Raw genomic sequence first — 15,447 nt, 5'->3', positions numbered from 1 at the left:
GGGTACTGACTCTCTATGGTCTCAATCCGACGGGGGCAAGCCCCGGCCGCAAGTTGTGCGGGCTAGGCGCCCACCGCTTATTTATCAAATTCATCCAGGCTGTGGCCGCGCATGGCGCGCTTGATAGAAGCATCCATACGTTTGGCCGCAAAGGGCTCTGACAGCTGGTTAAGGGTCTCCATACGCTGACGAATCTCATCGGCATCGCCCCCGTTATGGGCCAAGCGCAGAGCTTCCATTGCATGCTCCAACTCACTCAGCTCATGCTCTTCCAGCAGCTCGGCACCGTTTTCACGCAGGGCCATCAGCAAGCTCTCTAAAGTCCGCTCCGCCTCAACCTGCGCCTCGCGCAAAGCACGCAGGGCAATATCCTCGGCGGCGTGGGTATAGGATTCCTGCAGCATGCGCGCTATGTCCTTATCCTCCAGGCCGTAGGAAGGCTTCACTACGATATCTGCACTAACACCACTGCTCTTCTCCATGGCAGTCACCGATAGCAAGCCATCCGCATCCACCTGGAAGGTCACGCGAATATGAGCGGCACCCGCCACCATTGGAGGAATTCCGCGCAATTCGAAACGTGCCAACGAGCGGCAGTCGCTAACCAGCTCTCGCTCACCCTGCACCACATGAATCGCCATGGCGGTCTGACCATCTTTGAAAGTGGTGAATTCCTGAGCTTTAGACACCGGAATGGTGGTATTGCGCGCAATCAACTTCTCGGTGAGTCCACCCATGGTCTCAATACCCAGAGACAACGGGATTACATCCAGCAGCAGCAGGTCGTCGTCGGATTTATTGCCCACCAACACATCGGCCTGCAGGGCGGCGCCAATGGCTACCACTTGATCCGGGTCGATTTCCGCATGGGGCGCACGGCCAAAATAGTCTTCGACCCGCTCACGCACCCGCAAAGTCCGAGTGGAACCACCCACCAGGACCACTTCCTGCACTTCATCCACACCGATATCGGCATCGCGCAGGGCGCGTTTACAGGCGCGCAGGGTCTTGTCGATCATGGGGTCCAGTAACGAGGCCATGGTCGCCCGGTCGAGCACGCCACGCCAGTCCCCATGGTGTATTTCTACCTGCTCGGCACCACTCAGCGACTCCTTAGCAGCGCAGGCACTGTCCAGCAACAACCGCTGAGTCGACGCATCCAGATCGGTGCCCAAACCCGCTTGCTCGGCGATCCAGGCCGCAATAATGCGGTCGAAGTCATCGCCACCCAAGGCCGTATCGCCACCGGTGGCCATTACCTCAAAAACACCGCGGGACAGCCGCAGGATTGAAATATCAAAGGTGCCGCCGCCCAGGTCATAGACAGCGATCACGCCCTCTTCCCCCCGATCGAGGCCATAGGCTACCGCCGCGGCAGTCGGCTCATTGAGCAGGCGCAGCACCTTCAGGCCGGCCAGCTTGGCCGCGTCCTTGGTCGCCTGGCGCTGGGCATCATCAAAATAGGCCGGCACGGTAATCACTGCGCCGTCGAGCTCGCCATCCACTTTGCCGTAGAGTGCATCGCGGCCACGCTGGGCCAGCTTCTTAAGGATTTCCGCAGACACCTGCACCGGGTTGACCGGGCCGGCGGCAGTTTCAATAGTGGGCATGCCGCCATCGGTATCGGAAAAATGATAGGGCAGCTGCTCGCCCAGGCTTTTTACATCGGCGACCCCACGGCCCATCAAGCGCTTGATCGACAGCATGGTGTTGTAGGGATCAGCAGCAGCACGCAGACGCGCCTCGCTACCAACGGCAATACCGTCGCAGCTGTAGTGCACCGCCGAGGGCAGGATGACACTGCCATCCTCTGCCGCAATGGCCTCTGCCGAGCCGCTGCGCACCGTGGCCACCAGTGAGTTGGTGGTGCCCAAGTCGATGCCCACCGCGTATTTGCGCTGATGGGGGTCGGGACTCTGTCCCGGCTCGGAAATCTGCAGTAATGCCATTACTTATCTCTTCTATCAGCGGGATTTATCGCGTTGGCACCGCCTGTGCCTGATCCCGGTTTATTTTCTGGTAGCGCTTGTTTAATCGCCGAACAGATCAGCTTCCAGCTCTTCCACTTGCGACTGCAGCTTGACCAGGAATTGCTGCTTGCGCAGGGCGTCTTCTGCTTCGCTGAACTTGCCCGCGGCATAGGCCCCAGCAAATTGCCGCTGCGCACCGCGGTAGAGGTCATCCACCTCTTCGGCGAGTTCCTCCAGGGCAACAGTGGGATTTGCTTGCTCGCGCACATCCTCCAGGCGCTCGCGCAGCAGCATCTGCTGCATCAGGAACTCTGTATCGGCAGTAGTCTGCTCAGGTGGCACTTCCACCCCAGCCAACTTGAGCAGGTAAGCAGCGCGTTGCACCGGATCGCGAAGTACCGTGTGGGCTTCATTGATCTGCGCAGCCATTTGAATAGCGAGCAACTGTTCGCGCTCGGATTTGGAAGCGTATTTATCCGGGTGGAATTTCCGCTGCAATTCCCGATAGCGTGCGGACAGAGCACTGCGATCGAGTTCAAAGGCGGGGTCAAGCCCGAATATTTCAAAATGGGTCAGGTTGGTTGCCATCTCAGTTCACCTGCCGGCACTGGGCCTTAAAAACTGGGCGGCGGCGCCGCACCCGGCAACTGCCGGGCCAATAAAAAGGCCGGCATGCGCAGTGCATCCGGCCTCGCTGAAGCGGGCCACGCTCAGACGTGGAAACTCTCGCCGCAGCCACACTCGTTTTTGACGTTGGGGTTGGTGAAGGTGAAGCCTTCGTTGAGCCCTTCTTTAACGAAATCGAGCTGGGTACCGTCTAGGTAAACCAGACTCTTGGGGTCTACGATCAGCTTTACTCCATCCTGCTCGAATACCACGTCTTCGGCCTCTGCCGAATCGACAAATTCCAGTACATAGGCAAGGCCTGAACACCCGGCGGTCTTAACACCCACACGAATGCCGATTCCCTTACCGCGCTTGGCCAGCTGACTCTTGATATGAGCCTCAGCGGCCTCGGTCATAGTAATAGCCAAAACAATACCTTCACTGCTATTGGGCCCTGGGCCCGGTGGTTAACCTGCGGCGGATTCCGGCGCGTCAGCGGCTTCGGCAGACTCACCGCGCTTTTCACGGATGTTGCGTACAGCGGCCTTGATTGCATCTTCGGCCAGCACGGAACAGTGAATTTTCACCGGTGGCAGCGCCAGTTCCTCGGCGATAGCGGTATTTTTGATCTGCTCCGCCTCATCGATCGTCTTACCCTTCACCCACTCGGTGAGCAGGGAGCTGGAGGCGATAGCGGAACCGCAACCGTAGGTTTTGAACTTGGCGTCTTCAATCACACCCGCGTCGTTCACCTGGATCTGCAAGCGCATCACATCACCACAAGCGGGCGCACCCACCATACCGGTGCCTACATTGTCCGCCTTGTCGTCCATGCGCCCGACATTGCGGGGGTGTTCGTAGTGGTCAATTACTTTATCGCTATAGGCCATGACTTTTCTCCTAACTCTTGTGCGCGCTTAGTGAGCGGCCCATTCAATCTTGTTCAGGTCCACACCGTCTTTGTACATATCCCAAAGCGGCGACAATTCACGCAGTTTCTCCACTGCCTTGCGCACGGCGGCCGCGGCGGTGTCCACGTCCTGCTCGCTGGTGAAACGGCCGAAGCTGAAACGCAGGGAGCTGTGCGCCAGCTCATCGTTTACACCCAGGGCGCGCAGCACGTAGCTGGGCTCGAGACTGGCGGAGGTACAGGCGGAACCGGAGGAAATTGCCAGATCGCGCAGGGACATAATCAAGCTCTCGCCTTCTACAAAGGCAAAGCTCACGTTCAAGTTGCCCGGTACACGCTGTTCGGCGGAACCATTGATATGGACTTCTTCCATATCTTTGATCTGATCCCAGAAGCGGTTGCGCAGGGAAACCAGACGCTCGCCCTCTTGCACCATTTCCTCTTTGGCGATGCGGAAGGCTTCACCCATACCGACAATCTGGTGAGTCGGCAGAGTGCCGGAACGCATACCGCGCTCGTGGCCGCCACCGTGTATCTGCGCTTCCAGACGGACGCGGGGTTTGCGGCGTACATACAGTGCGCCGATACCTTTGGGGCCGTAGATTTTGTGGGCGGAGAAGGACATCAGATCGACCTTCATCTCCTGCAGGTCGATAGGCAGTTTGCCTGCGCTTTGCGCCGCGTCTACATGGAAAATAATTTTGCGCGAGCGACACAGCTCACCGATCGCGGCGATATCGTTAATTACACCGATTTCGTTGTTCACGTGCATCAGGCTCACCAGAATGGTGTCCTCACGCAGCGCTTCCTCAACCTGTTGCGGGGTCACGATGCCGTCTTCACGGGGGTTCAGATAGGTTACTTCGAAGCCTTCACGCTCCAGCTGGCGACAGGTGTCTAGTACTGCCTTGTGCTCAATCTTGGAGGTGATGATGTGCTTGCCGCGGCCCTGATAGAAGTGCGCCGCACCTTTGATCGCCAGGTTATCGGACTCGGTGGCACCACTGGTCCAGACGATCTCGCGGGGGTCAGCATTAATCAGCTCAGCCACCTGACGACGGGCATTTTCCACCGCCTCTTCGGCTTTCCAGCCGTACAGGTGAGACCTTGAAGCCGGGTTACCGAAGTTGCCTTCCATCGTCAGCTGCTCTGCCATCTTTGCAGCGACACGCGGGTCAACCGGACAGGTAGCTGAATAATCCAGGTAGATGGGAAGCTTCATAGTCATACCGTTTCCGCTCAATAATTCTCAAATATTCCGCTTTGGCCACAGTTGTGGCCGATATTTACAAGCCGCCGAGTACGGCGACCCGCTCTTCCGGCGCTTCGCGCATATCCTGGCGGCGTGCCACTTCCTGTACCTCGGCGCGAGACACCAAGTTGGCCAGGCTGATTCCGCTCAGGAAACCGTGAATCTGATCACTCAGGTCTGACCAGAGGTAATGGGTCAGACACTGTTCGCCATTGGCGCAATCGGCGTTGCCGCCACAGCTGGTGGCATCCACCGATTCATTGACTGCATCAATGATCTGAGCCACAAAAATCTCTTCGCCATCGCGCGCTAGACGATAACCACCGCCGGGACCGCGCACACTGGACACCAGTCCGGATTGCCGCAGGCGGGAAAATAACTGTTCCAGATAGGACAGGGAGATGCCCTGCCGTTTGGAAATATCTGCCAAGCTGATCGGCCCACGCTCTGCATGCAACGCCAGATCCAGCATGGCGGTTACCGCATAGCGGCCTTTGGTTGTTAAACGCATACCAGCTCCCAACTGATGAACAGCCCTTTTCCGATCGGGGCGCGAGTATGAAATAACCCAGCACCTTAGTCAAGTATATAACCAAGCAAAGTACTCGGGTACTCAACTAGTCTGGGCGCCCCTTGCCACCAGAGCGGTGAATATAGTTCTGGATGGAGGTGAGCATGCCGCGCAGGATACCCAGCTCCATATCATCCGGGCGCACACGGCTGTACAGCCTACGCAGTCGGGTCATAGTCTGGCGAGGGTTATCCGGATCGATAAAGCCCAGTTCACCTAAAGCTTGCTGGAGGTGCTCAAAATAGAGCTCCATATCGCTGGCTTTGGACGGTGGGCGATCCCAGTCTGCATAACTCACAGGCTCGCCTTTCTCTGCTTCTAGCGCCGCCATACGCACCTCATAAGAAAGCACCTGTACGGCGGTCGCCAGGTTTAGAGAGCTGTACTCGGGGTTGGCCGGAATATGCACATGGTAATTGCACGCCTGAAGCTCTTCATTGGTCAGGCCGCGGTCTTCGCGACCAAACACCAGCGCCACCGGGTGGCTGGAGGCCTCGGCCACTGCGCGCTCACCGCACTGGCGCGGTGTCAGCAGAGGCCAGGGAATACGTCGCTCGCGGGCACTGGTGGCCACCACCAGGCCGCAATCCGCCACCGCCTCTTCCAGAGTGTCCACTACTACTGCACTGTCGAGCAGCTCCGCCGCACCAGCGGCGCGCCATACGGCATTGGCCGCAGGGAATTCCCGCGGTGCAACCAGATAGAGCTGGCTCAGGCCCATATTCTTCAGGGCGCGCGCCGCGCCGCCAATATTTCCTGGGTGGGCACTGTTAACCAGAACCACACGCACATTGTCGAGCGCACTGAGCGGAGTCGTGTCTAATGGGGACTTGGCCATACTGAAAGTAATAATTCGGTGTCATGGGGGCGCGCGAGTGTAGCAAAAAGGAGCGGGAATCCATACAATCGCGTCCGCTGCGGTTAACCCGCGGTCTGCTTTTTAACCACTTCAACCACTTAGTGCGGAATAGTTATGGAACCCATGCTAAATATTGCCCTGCGCGCAGCGCGCAAGGCCGGAGAATTGATCGAACGGGCCTGGGAGCGCGGCGACCTAATGAAATTCGAGGAAAAGGCGCGCAACGATTTCGTCACCGAAGTGGACAAGGCCAGCGAACAGGAGATTATTTATCACCTGCGCAAAGCCTACCCCAAGCACAGCATCCGCGCTGAAGAGAGTGGCCTGATCGAAGGCGCCGAGCCCGACTACGAGTGGATTATCGACCCTCTCGATGGCACCACCAACTTTATCCACGGCGTACCCCAGTTTGCGGTATCTATCGCCTGCCGCTACCGCGGCCGCATTGAGCACGCGGTGGTTCTCGACCCGATTAAGCGCGAAGAATTCACCGCGAGCCGCGGTCGCGGCGCGGCCCTTAACGGCCGTCGCATCCGTGTTTCCCCCCGCCAGGGCCTACGCGGCGCTCTAATTGGCACCGGCCTACCCTTCAATGGCCCCGCTCTGGAAAACATCGACCCTTACTTGGGCGCTTTGAAAGAGATCGCCGGGCAGACCGCCGGCATCCGCCGCCCCGGCGCCGCAGCACTGGACCTGGCCTATGTAGCGGCCGGGCGCTTCGACGGTTTCTGGGAGATGTATCTGAATACCTGGGATATTGCTGCAGGCTCGCTACTGGTCAAAGAGGCCGGCGGTTTGATCAGCGACTTCCGCGGTGGAGAGGACTACCTTGAATCCGGCAATCTGGTCTGTGCCACCCCCAAAGTCTTCAAGCCGCTGGTGCAGATCGTCGGTAAGCACCTGGGCTCCGTGCGCTAAGCTTTATTCGCTCACTGGCCCGGCGACTGCCGGGCCAGCTGTTACGGTGCCGCTAAACTGACCGACCGGCCCGCCCAAGGGTTTCCGCCAGCACACGCGACAACTGCATAAAGTCAAACTCTGCCGGCAGTGCCGGATAGTTCTCCCCACTGGGTTTTTCACCAACTAGTACAAAGCGCATGGCTCTGGTGGCGATATCCTCCTGCAAAATAGAGATTAGGTCCGCAGCGGACATGCCCGGCACCTCACTGTGAAACAACAGTACATCGGGACGCTGCGTTCGCGCGATAAAAATTGCCTCCACCACATCGGTGGCAATCAGGCACTGAACCTGGGGACTCTCCTTCAGCATTTCCTTTAGCTGGTCGGCCGCAGCAGGGCGGTTATCCACAAGTAACACGCGCCCCTCCGGCAACTGCGGAGGCTCCTGTGGATGAGCGGAAAAGCTCATAAGGGCATCGGGCGCATCGATCATAGGGAATTCGATCCAGAAAACTGAGCCCTGCCCCTCCTGACTATCAAAGTCGATTCGCCCACCCATAGCCTCGGTGAGCCGCTTGGCAATTGCCAGACCCACGCCGGTCCCTTCTATATGGCCCTTTTCCTCCCCCAAACGATTAAAGGGCTCGAACACCTCGCTGCGCCGATCCGGAGAAATGCCCTTACCGGTATCGAGAATACTCAAGCGCAGCCAACCCTCTGCCTGGGGAGTAAAATTAATAATGACCCTGCCGTTATCCCGGTTGTATTTCACTGCATTGCCGGCGAGGTTTAGAACCACTTGCTTGTAACGTACCGGATCAGCGCAGATATAGGCGGATTCCCAGCCGAGAGGCTCGTAGACCAGACTGACCCGGCGGGTCTCCGCCAGTGGTTCCAGCAGGCGCTTACATTCGGCCACTAATTCCACCGGGCGCACCGACTCCATTGAGGGGCCAAGCCGCCGACTGTCGATACGGGCGAGCTCCAGCACATCCCCCACCAGGTGCAATAGGTGTTGACCCGCTCGGCGAATCTCCCCAAGCCGCTGGCGTTGGTCGGAGTTCAAGCTCTGATCCAGTTCCACCATTTGGCTGTATCCCAAAATGGCGTTGAGAGGGGTCCGCAGCTCGTGGCTCAGGCTGAATAAAAGATCGGCTCGATGGGCATTTTCCTCACGTTGCTGGTGCAACTCCCGTTCCAGCCGCGCCTGGCTCTCACGTCCAGCGCTAACATCCTGTAAAACCCCGAACACCCGCACCGGTTGACCACGGCTGTCCAGTTGGGCCTTGCCGCGACAGCGAACCCATACCAAGCTGCCATCGGAGCGCCACAGGCGGAATTCCACATCCAGGGGCAGCCGGTCGCGCACATGGTCCAACATGGATTGTTCCACCCTGGCTATATCCTCGGTGAGAATACGCGCTTTCCATTGCTCCGCAGCAGAGCGCCCAATACTGCGAATCGGGCTCACCTCGTAGCCGAGAATCCCCCAACAGGCGTCATCGAGTACCATTTCATCGGCGCGTAAATCCCATTCCCACAAACCATCTCCCACCCCGGACAACGCCTGCAGCGGTCGCTCACTGGGTAGATTGGTCAGATAGCGCTGCGAAAGTGCCTCGCTATAATCGGCACAAGTGCCAATCGCGATCACCTCGCTGCCATCAGCACTGGTGGTAGCCCGGCCACAAAAGCGCAGCCAGCGCATTTGTCCGGAGATATCGTAGGCGCGAAAAGCGATATCGAAGTAGCCACCCTCGCTGGCGATCCTTTTGCGTAACGCCAAAATACGGTGACGCTCATCAGAATGCACCGGGTGCAACTCGGCGCCAGACCACAGACCCTGAAGGGCGCGATCAGCACTATCGGCAAACAAATGCCAGATATCCCCCTGAGCGCGCTGGGCGCCACTATTTAGGTGCCACTCCCACAGGCCGCAATCCACATCCATCATCAGCCCCTGCAGGCGACCGGTTTGGTGTGTGAGCTCCAGAACATCCAGAGAGTGCAACTCCTCTGGAGTTGCCAGCAGGAAAGGGAGATGGGGCGGAACGGGGTTCTGAAATTCGGACACGCTTAACTCGATTCGTTGGCATTGCTGGCAAAAAAAAGGGGCATTTATACCTAGGCGCGAAAAGGGCGTCTATTTACCAAGCATTAGTGCCAATCAGAATTCCACACAGAGTCACAAAAATAAAATTTTTTTCGAGTGGGAGCGCTTGGAAAGAGGGATAGAAGAATAAAAAAGGCCCCGCAGAGCGGGGCCATAATCAGCGATGATGAGAGAAAACGGGAAGTTCCTCATTGGAAACGGTTTGCCATAACCCCATGCAAACTCCCCGAAGTACGGGTCATGCGTCCCGTACGTTTCTAATGCTGCAATCGGTATGCCAACTTTCTCGTAGGATTTTGCGGTGGCCGATCTCTTTTTTTCCTGGCGACCAAGCAATATGAACCAACAAGTGCCAAAAAACCTAAATATCGCACCAAAAAGAGGCGCAACCTGCCAAGGACAGCAACCACTAGAGGCCTGATGTAAAAAAATCCCTCTGAGAAATTCTGTGCGCCACTAGATTGGATGATCCACAAATATCCTTTAGGTAGAACAATGCCAAAGGCCTTTAGTGGGACAACATTGTGATGGGGCAACACCGCCACTCTCTGCTGATCGCCGCCAGTATGAACTTTGCTTTCGGCCTAATCCTCGGTCTGATTACCGGAGGTATTGTCGCCATGTTTTTGCTGGCAGGTGTTTTGCGCATGGTAATCAATCACCATGCCGCCTTCGCTTTCAACTCTTTGGGGCCACCACTGGAGCAAAAGAAAGTTCAGGGCGATATTTCGGCCCGGGACAACCCTGTTATCCATACTTTTGCATTTGGCGAGGGCTATCAAAACTCCCATCACGCCTTTCCCAAAGACTATCGAAATGGCGTAGGCTGGTTTGCGTACGACCCGACTAGACTAAAGGGCTGATAAAGGGCCTCAGTTGGCTGGGTATCACTTGGCAGTATGGATGGCTGCAAAAAGCGCACTGCGCCTCCTCACAATAATTATCTATATTCTCTGTGTAGCATCGTATTGGTAACTGGAAATTATCCCCAGAAATACACCGCCAAATAACTTCATAGAAAAATTGCGCCACTAACTATACGGGGCTTCCCGAGGCCGTTTCACAAACAGGCTCGAATTATGAATACTACTTCACCAACATCCACAACCAAGCGCAAATGCTTTTGGGTTCCCACAGTGCTGTTTGCCAGTACAGGTTTCCTGGCCCTGACCGCCGTGCCCATCTACGGGCTGATGGTTGGATATCACTGGTACCAGTGGCTCGCCTTCGCACTATTAGCCGCCTTGTGCAGTCTCTCGGTAACAGCAGGCAATCACCGGCTCTGGTCTCACAGAAGCTATAAAGCCCACTGGTCTCTACGCCTGTTCTTTGCCTTGTTCAGCGCGGCTGCCCTACAAAACTCCACCCTGACCTGGAGCGCTGCGCACCGCTTGCATCACCGCCATATTGATGACAATGATCGCGACCCCTACTCAGCAATGCGCGGCTTCTGGTTTTCTCATATCGACTGGATGATGCACGAATATCCAAGCAGCCACTTGGATTATAAAAATGTCGGGGATCTGAAGCGCGACAAGATCGTGATGTGGCAACACAATCACTATATCCCCATCACCCTCAGTATGAATCTGGGTATTCCTCTAGTGCTTGGGCTTCTCACCGGCGATGTGATCGGTATGCTATTGCTCGCTGGAGTACTCCGTATCGTAGTCAATCACCACACAACTTTTTTGGTCAACTCTCTGGCGCACATGTGGGGCAAACGCCCCTACAAAAACGATATCAGTGCACGAGATAATATCTTTCTGAACTTGTTGGTTTTCGGTGAGGGATACCACAACTACCACCACGCCTTTCCTGCCGATTATCGCAATGGCGTAGGCTGGTTTGCGTACGACCCAACTAAATGGATGATCAAGCTGTTCAGTTGGATCGGTATCACCAACGACCTAAAAACCCCCTCAGCGGTACAAATACAGAAAGCCAAACTGTCAGTGCAGTTCAGCCAGGCGGAGGAGAAGCTCGGAGGCAGCGCACACCGGGAGGACTGGTTAAAACTATTGGAGAACGAGGCCATACAATTCGCCAGGGCTCTGGAAAACTGGAAAAACCTGCAGTTACAGCGCGCCCAGTGCCGCGGGGATAAGATCGCGGAGAAGTGGCGTTCGCTGGCAATTCAAAACAAGGTTAAGGAGTTAGAGTTCGGCTTGAAAATGCAGAGCCGGCGTCTGAGTAGACTGATAAAGCAGTGCCAGACGGATTCAGCCACATCCTCCTAACAGTGCTGCGAAAATGCTGGAAAGTGGCAATAGGCAACTGCCTTCGAGTGGGTTAAAGGGTTTTTTCCGCAGCGAATTCACGCATGGAATACGCCACCCGCTCGTCCACCCCTTTCTCGAGCATCTCTTCATCCAGCCCCTCGATAAAACGCAGGCGCTGGCGCAGACCCACACCGTTAGCTACCTGAATTGCGAGACCGGGACGAGCATTGGCTTCGAGTAATAGCGGACCGCGCTCGCGATCCAAAACGATATCGCAACCGAGATAGCCGAGACCGGTCATTTCATAACAGCTCGCCGCCAGACGCACCAGATCGTACCAACCCGGAACCTTCAGCTCACCGAAAGACATCTTGGTATCCGGGTGGTGCTGGATGCGTAAGCCGCGCTGTACAGCGTGGCAGCTCTTGCCAGTGGCCAGGTCGATACCCACTCCTACAGCGCCTTGGTGCAGATTAGCTTTACCATCGGAGCTATGGGTAGAACAGCGCAGCATTGCCATCACCGGAAAACCGCGAAACACAATCACGCGAATATCCGGTACTCCCTCGAAAGAGTAATCCTGAAACACCGGGTCGAAATCCACCAGAGCCTCCACCATTACCCGGTCAGGCTTGCCGCCGAGGCTGTAGAGGCCACTGTGAATATTGTTAACGTGACGCAGAATATCCAGGGCTTCAACTTCAGAGCCGGAAATCTTCTTGTACTTATCCCCATCGCGCCCGGCAATGACCAGGATACCTTTGCCCCCCGAACCGCGCGCGGGCTTGATTACAAACTTCCACAAGGGATCGATCACTTCCATCACGCGCTTGCGGCTGGCCGGAGTTTCAAAGGCTGCGATCAATTCCGGTACTGGTATGCCTGCGCGCTTGGCCGCTCGTTTAGTGTTCAGCTTGTCGTCGACAATTGGGAATTTTTCCCGATCGTTGTAGCGCGCAATGTAATTGATATTGCGTGCATTCATCCCGAGTATGCCCATCTCATTCAGGGCCATCGGCGAAACCATACCACCGCGAACCTTGTTGATGATGTGCTTGAATGAAAATTGAAGCATCGCAACCCCCTACTTGATCAGAGGCCGAAAACGCATCAGCTCGCTGAGGCGATAACCGGTGTAGTTACCCACAACCAGGATAAAGGCCAGCAGCACCAGCAGCAGCTCGGGGAAATTAAAGGTCCAGTGTTCCACATAGCGGTTAGTCATCACCCACCAGGCCAAAACAGCCACCAGCAGGCTGCCGCCGGCCTGTACAATTACCTCGTAGGGGCCATCCTCCTCCCAAACGATGGACATGCGCTCAATAGTCCAGGCCAAAATAATCATCGGGAAGAAGGTCACCGTCAGTGCCTGCTCAATTCCGAGCTTATAACTGACCACACTGATCACCCCCATAATGAGCACCACCGTGACTACCACGGCGGCGATCCTCGACACAAGGAGCAAATTGAGCCGACTCAAGTAGAAACGCACCCACAATCCGAGCACCAGGATCAATACAAAAATTGATAGCCCTGTGAGCAGCTGAGTTTCAATAAAGGCTATTGCCAGGAGTACCGGCATAAAGGTACCGGAAGTGCGCAAGCCGACAAAGATACGCAGCAGCACCACCACCAGGGCACCTACCGGCACCAGTAAAATCAATTTAAAGATGCTCTGTTGCTCGATGGGCAAGCTGTAGATGGAGAAATCCACCAGCGCCTCTTTTTCGCCCTTTGTGCTGCGCATGGAGACATCCCGTGCAGGCACGTCATTGGAAATGACCGAGAAAGTCACCTGCGAATTGCGGCCACCCTCCAGGTCCAGTAGACTCTTGCCACCGCGCTGCCAGATAAAGAAGTTTTCTGGAATTCCGGGCAAGCCGCTGCTTGGCTCGAAAACAATCCAGCGCTGACCATCGTAAACTTCGAGCAGATCCTCTGGAGCAAGGCGGCGACGGTCGTCCTCAAGGTAGAGGCCGCGGATGCGATGCGCGGGAATATCGGCGGTGGCCAGCATCAGCAGAGCGACATCCACCAGGGATTTATCGGTGTAGTGACGGAAGACCAAGTTGCGATCCTGATTACCATCGTCGTTCAGCTCAAACAGCAATTGAGTGGTGAAAGATTCCACGTCGGAGGAGCGCTCGCGGGCCTGCTTAACCAACGAATCAATCGCCAGGCGCACGGCTTCTTGCTCCCGTGCACCGAGGAAAGGTTTCTGTACCTGGGTGCTGAGATTCAAAGGCTGCTCGAGCGCCGCACCGGGAGTCTGGTACACATCCAAGCGATAGAACAGGGACTGGGGTCCCTCGGCGGTGCGGCGCGTCCAAACTGCCCGATACTCATCATTTTCCCGGGCGATAAAAAAGCCAAAACCGGAGGAACTGAAAGTCTCGCCGAGGATTTCCATATTGCGTTGCTCACGGGGCAAAGTCAGCGCAGCTTTTACCGGGCCGCCCTCCGCATCGAAACCCACTTTGGCCTCAATGGTCCAGACAGTACGGTATTCACCCGGCAGCAGTGGAAAACCTAATTCGAAATGTTTGTAAGCGGTGAGACCCGCCCCGATCAATGCGAGCAATGCCGCAATAACATAAACTTGAACGCGCGGCGACATTCGCCCTTCCCCGTAACTCTAGGGTTCCAAAAGGAACCTAATCTTAATAAGCGGCCTATTTATTCCCGAACACCCGAGGCTGCCCTTGGATATTGCGCCGGCTCACATCGACAACCGCGGCATCTTTGAGGAAATTGCGTCCCAGCACCATCACAATATCGTTGCGGCCCTCATCCGTCAGACTGACCTCAACCATATGAGTAACCTCACCCACAGTGAGATTCATCTCCACTACCGGGCGACGCTGGCTCGGGAAACCAATACGGTTCGCACGGATATGGCGTTTGATGGGCAGTTCGATAGTAGAAGTTTCCGCCTTACCATCCACTTCCGGCAGTGCCAGCTGAATTCTGATCCAGTCCTCACCATCGCGCTCAAAGCGTGTCAGTGTCTGGGCACGCAGGGTGGTTGTCGGCGCACCGGTATCCACCACAGACTCAACTACCAGACCGGAGGGCTCGATAGAGATTTTCTCCACGGCTCCTAGCACCAGTTTGTCCTTGGCGACGGGCACTTCGACTACTTTTTCTAGGGTTCGTTCGATGACTTTTTCAACGACCCTGACCTCTGGTTCTGCGCAGATCACCTCCACAGGCTCTGGGCACTGGAGTATTTCACCCTGAGATTGGCCCGATTGTGCAGTAGCGGGTTCTGCCCCTTGCTGGCTCTGTGCGGGGTACATCAGCGACTGACAGCCCAGCAATAACTGGACCGCGACCAATAACCACAGAAGGGAAAATTTCTGCATCCTAACGATTACCTCTAGCCCCATTAGCATTCCAATCCGACCGCACTGTCTTCGCAGCGTTCACGGTAGCAAGCGCAGAAATTCCTCCCAACGCAAGCAAAAGGCCGATATTAGCCTATGAAAGAGCTTGGTGAACAGGGATGTTCCTAGAGTCGAGCGATGCAAGCGCCACAATGTGACACGCGCCAGATCTTGAGAATTTGACGGCCAACCGTGAATCGTTATAGCTAACAAAGTAGATGAAAGCGAGGTGGGGCGCCCAGTGGACGCCAGAGAGGAGGACTCAGCCGCGCTGCAGGCGCTCGTCGATGCCCTTGAGAATCTTGATCAGAGGCTCAGCGCCTCCCCTCTCTTTGAAGAACTCTTCCGCGATTGGCGCTATGCCACACTGTTGCGGTAGCGGCATCTGCCCCTCAATTAGCTGGCGCATACGCGGCAAAAAGATGAATTGCAGCCACTGCGGCAGAGTCAGGGTATCTACACAGAAAGGTTCCCTGCTGGCTAAGGCTTCCGCTGTTGGGGCCTCCTCCTGCCACAGGGCCATGCGGCGCAACTCGGCTTCGAGCTGTAACAATTGATCGGCGACTTCAGAGTAAATAGCTTGCATAGATCCAATCCCTAAACCGCCCTGCCGGGCGGCTTGTAATCCCAGTGCCCCTGGCAGGAATTCCAAACCTGT

General features: G+C 56.2%; 15 protein-coding genes. 3 read left to right on the top strand and 12 right to left on the bottom strand.

Features of this window, described 5'->3' with window-relative positions:
- Window positions 1-77 precede the first annotated feature (77 nt).
- The 7 genes from hscA to trmJ all read right to left on the bottom strand — a co-directional run bounded on the left by hscA (window position 78) and on the right by trmJ (window position 6,147).
- Entirely contained in the window at window positions 78-1,949 is a 1,872-nt protein-coding gene (hscA, locus tag ACJJIO_RS14485; RefSeq protein ID WP_444908877.1) for a Fe-S protein assembly chaperone HscA, read from the bottom strand.
- Window positions 1,950-2,030: 81 nt separating this feature from the next.
- On the bottom strand, window positions 2,031-2,558 hold the full coding sequence (hscB, locus tag ACJJIO_RS14480) for a Fe-S protein assembly co-chaperone HscB (protein ID WP_444908876.1): 528 nt from the start codon (window positions 2,556-2,558) through the stop codon (window positions 2,031-2,033).
- 122 nt (window positions 2,559-2,680) lie between these two features.
- Window positions 2,681-2,992 carry an iron-sulfur cluster assembly protein IscA gene (gene iscA / locus ACJJIO_RS14475; RefSeq protein ID WP_435583629.1) on the bottom strand — a complete coding sequence of 104 codons (312 nt, stop codon included), beginning with the start codon at window positions 2,990-2,992 and terminating at the stop codon, window positions 2,681-2,683.
- Between the two features lie 51 nt (window positions 2,993-3,043).
- On the bottom strand, window positions 3,044-3,466 hold the full coding sequence (gene iscU / locus ACJJIO_RS14470; RefSeq protein WP_252084807.1) for a Fe-S cluster assembly scaffold IscU: 423 nt from the start codon (window positions 3,464-3,466) through the stop codon (window positions 3,044-3,046).
- A 27-nt stretch (window positions 3,467-3,493) separates the two neighbouring features.
- Window positions 3,494-4,708 carry an IscS subfamily cysteine desulfurase gene (locus ACJJIO_RS14465; RefSeq protein WP_252085971.1) on the bottom strand — a complete coding sequence of 405 codons (1,215 nt, stop codon included), beginning with the start codon at window positions 4,706-4,708 and terminating at the stop codon, window positions 3,494-3,496.
- Window positions 4,709-4,772: 64 nt separating this feature from the next.
- On the bottom strand, window positions 4,773-5,249 hold the full coding sequence (gene iscR / locus ACJJIO_RS14460; RefSeq protein ID WP_252084806.1) for a Fe-S cluster assembly transcriptional regulator IscR: 477 nt from the start codon (window positions 5,247-5,249) through the stop codon (window positions 4,773-4,775).
- 106 nt (window positions 5,250-5,355) lie between these two features.
- Window positions 5,356-6,147 (bottom strand): tRNA (cytosine(32)/uridine(32)-2'-O)-methyltransferase TrmJ, encoded by a 792-nt coding sequence (gene trmJ, locus ACJJIO_RS14455; RefSeq protein ID WP_444885875.1) that lies wholly within the window; start codon window positions 6,145-6,147, stop codon window positions 5,356-5,358.
- A gap of 135 nt (window positions 6,148-6,282) precedes the next feature.
- Between trmJ and ACJJIO_RS14450 the strand changes: the two genes are divergently transcribed.
- Window positions 6,283-7,086, top strand: a complete 804-nt coding sequence (locus ACJJIO_RS14450; RefSeq protein ID WP_252084804.1) for an inositol monophosphatase family protein — start codon at window positions 6,283-6,285, stop codon at window positions 7,084-7,086.
- Window positions 7,087-7,138: 52 nt separating this feature from the next.
- Here the strand turns inward: ACJJIO_RS14450 and ACJJIO_RS14445 are convergent, their stop codons facing one another.
- Window positions 7,139-9,142, bottom strand: a complete 2,004-nt coding sequence (locus ACJJIO_RS14445) for a hybrid sensor histidine kinase/response regulator (protein WP_444908875.1) — start codon at window positions 9,140-9,142, stop codon at window positions 7,139-7,141.
- A gap of 566 nt (window positions 9,143-9,708) precedes the next feature.
- On the opposite strand from ACJJIO_RS14445, the gene ACJJIO_RS14440 reads away from it, so the two are divergent.
- Together ACJJIO_RS14440 and ACJJIO_RS14435 are read left to right on the top strand one after the other, a co-directional pair.
- On the top strand, window positions 9,709-10,044 hold the full coding sequence (locus tag ACJJIO_RS14440; RefSeq protein ID WP_444911000.1) for a fatty acid desaturase: 336 nt from the start codon (window positions 9,709-9,711) through the stop codon (window positions 10,042-10,044).
- A gap of 216 nt (window positions 10,045-10,260) precedes the next feature.
- Window positions 10,261-11,421 carry an acyl-CoA desaturase gene (locus tag ACJJIO_RS14435; RefSeq protein WP_444908874.1) on the top strand — a complete coding sequence of 387 codons (1,161 nt, stop codon included), beginning with the start codon at window positions 10,261-10,263 and terminating at the stop codon, window positions 11,419-11,421.
- A 52-nt stretch (window positions 11,422-11,473) separates the two neighbouring features.
- Here the strand turns inward: ACJJIO_RS14435 and ACJJIO_RS14430 are convergent, their stop codons facing one another.
- The 4 genes from ACJJIO_RS14430 to ACJJIO_RS14415 form a co-directional block, all read right to left on the bottom strand.
- Window positions 11,474-12,478 carry an alpha-L-glutamate ligase-like protein gene (locus ACJJIO_RS14430; protein ID WP_252084800.1) on the bottom strand — a complete coding sequence of 335 codons (1,005 nt, stop codon included), beginning with the start codon at window positions 12,476-12,478 and terminating at the stop codon, window positions 11,474-11,476.
- A 9-nt stretch (window positions 12,479-12,487) separates the two neighbouring features.
- Window positions 12,488-14,020 (bottom strand): inactive transglutaminase family protein, encoded by a 1,533-nt coding sequence (locus ACJJIO_RS14425; RefSeq protein ID WP_444908873.1) that lies wholly within the window; start codon window positions 14,018-14,020, stop codon window positions 12,488-12,490.
- A gap of 55 nt (window positions 14,021-14,075) precedes the next feature.
- Window positions 14,076-14,768, bottom strand: a complete 693-nt coding sequence (locus ACJJIO_RS14420; protein WP_252084798.1) for an ATP-dependent zinc protease family protein — start codon at window positions 14,766-14,768, stop codon at window positions 14,076-14,078.
- 283 nt (window positions 14,769-15,051) lie between these two features.
- Window positions 15,052-15,375, bottom strand: coding sequence for a YqcC family protein (locus tag ACJJIO_RS14415; RefSeq protein WP_444885880.1), 324 nt, complete (start codon window positions 15,373-15,375; stop codon window positions 15,052-15,054).
- Window positions 15,376-15,447: the final 72 nt, after the last annotated feature.

This window comes from Microbulbifer mixtoriginis (SeqCode) (assembly GCF_052467235.1).
Note: the sequence above shows the minus strand (reverse complement) of the source record. Positions and strands in the feature narration are given on the sequence as shown.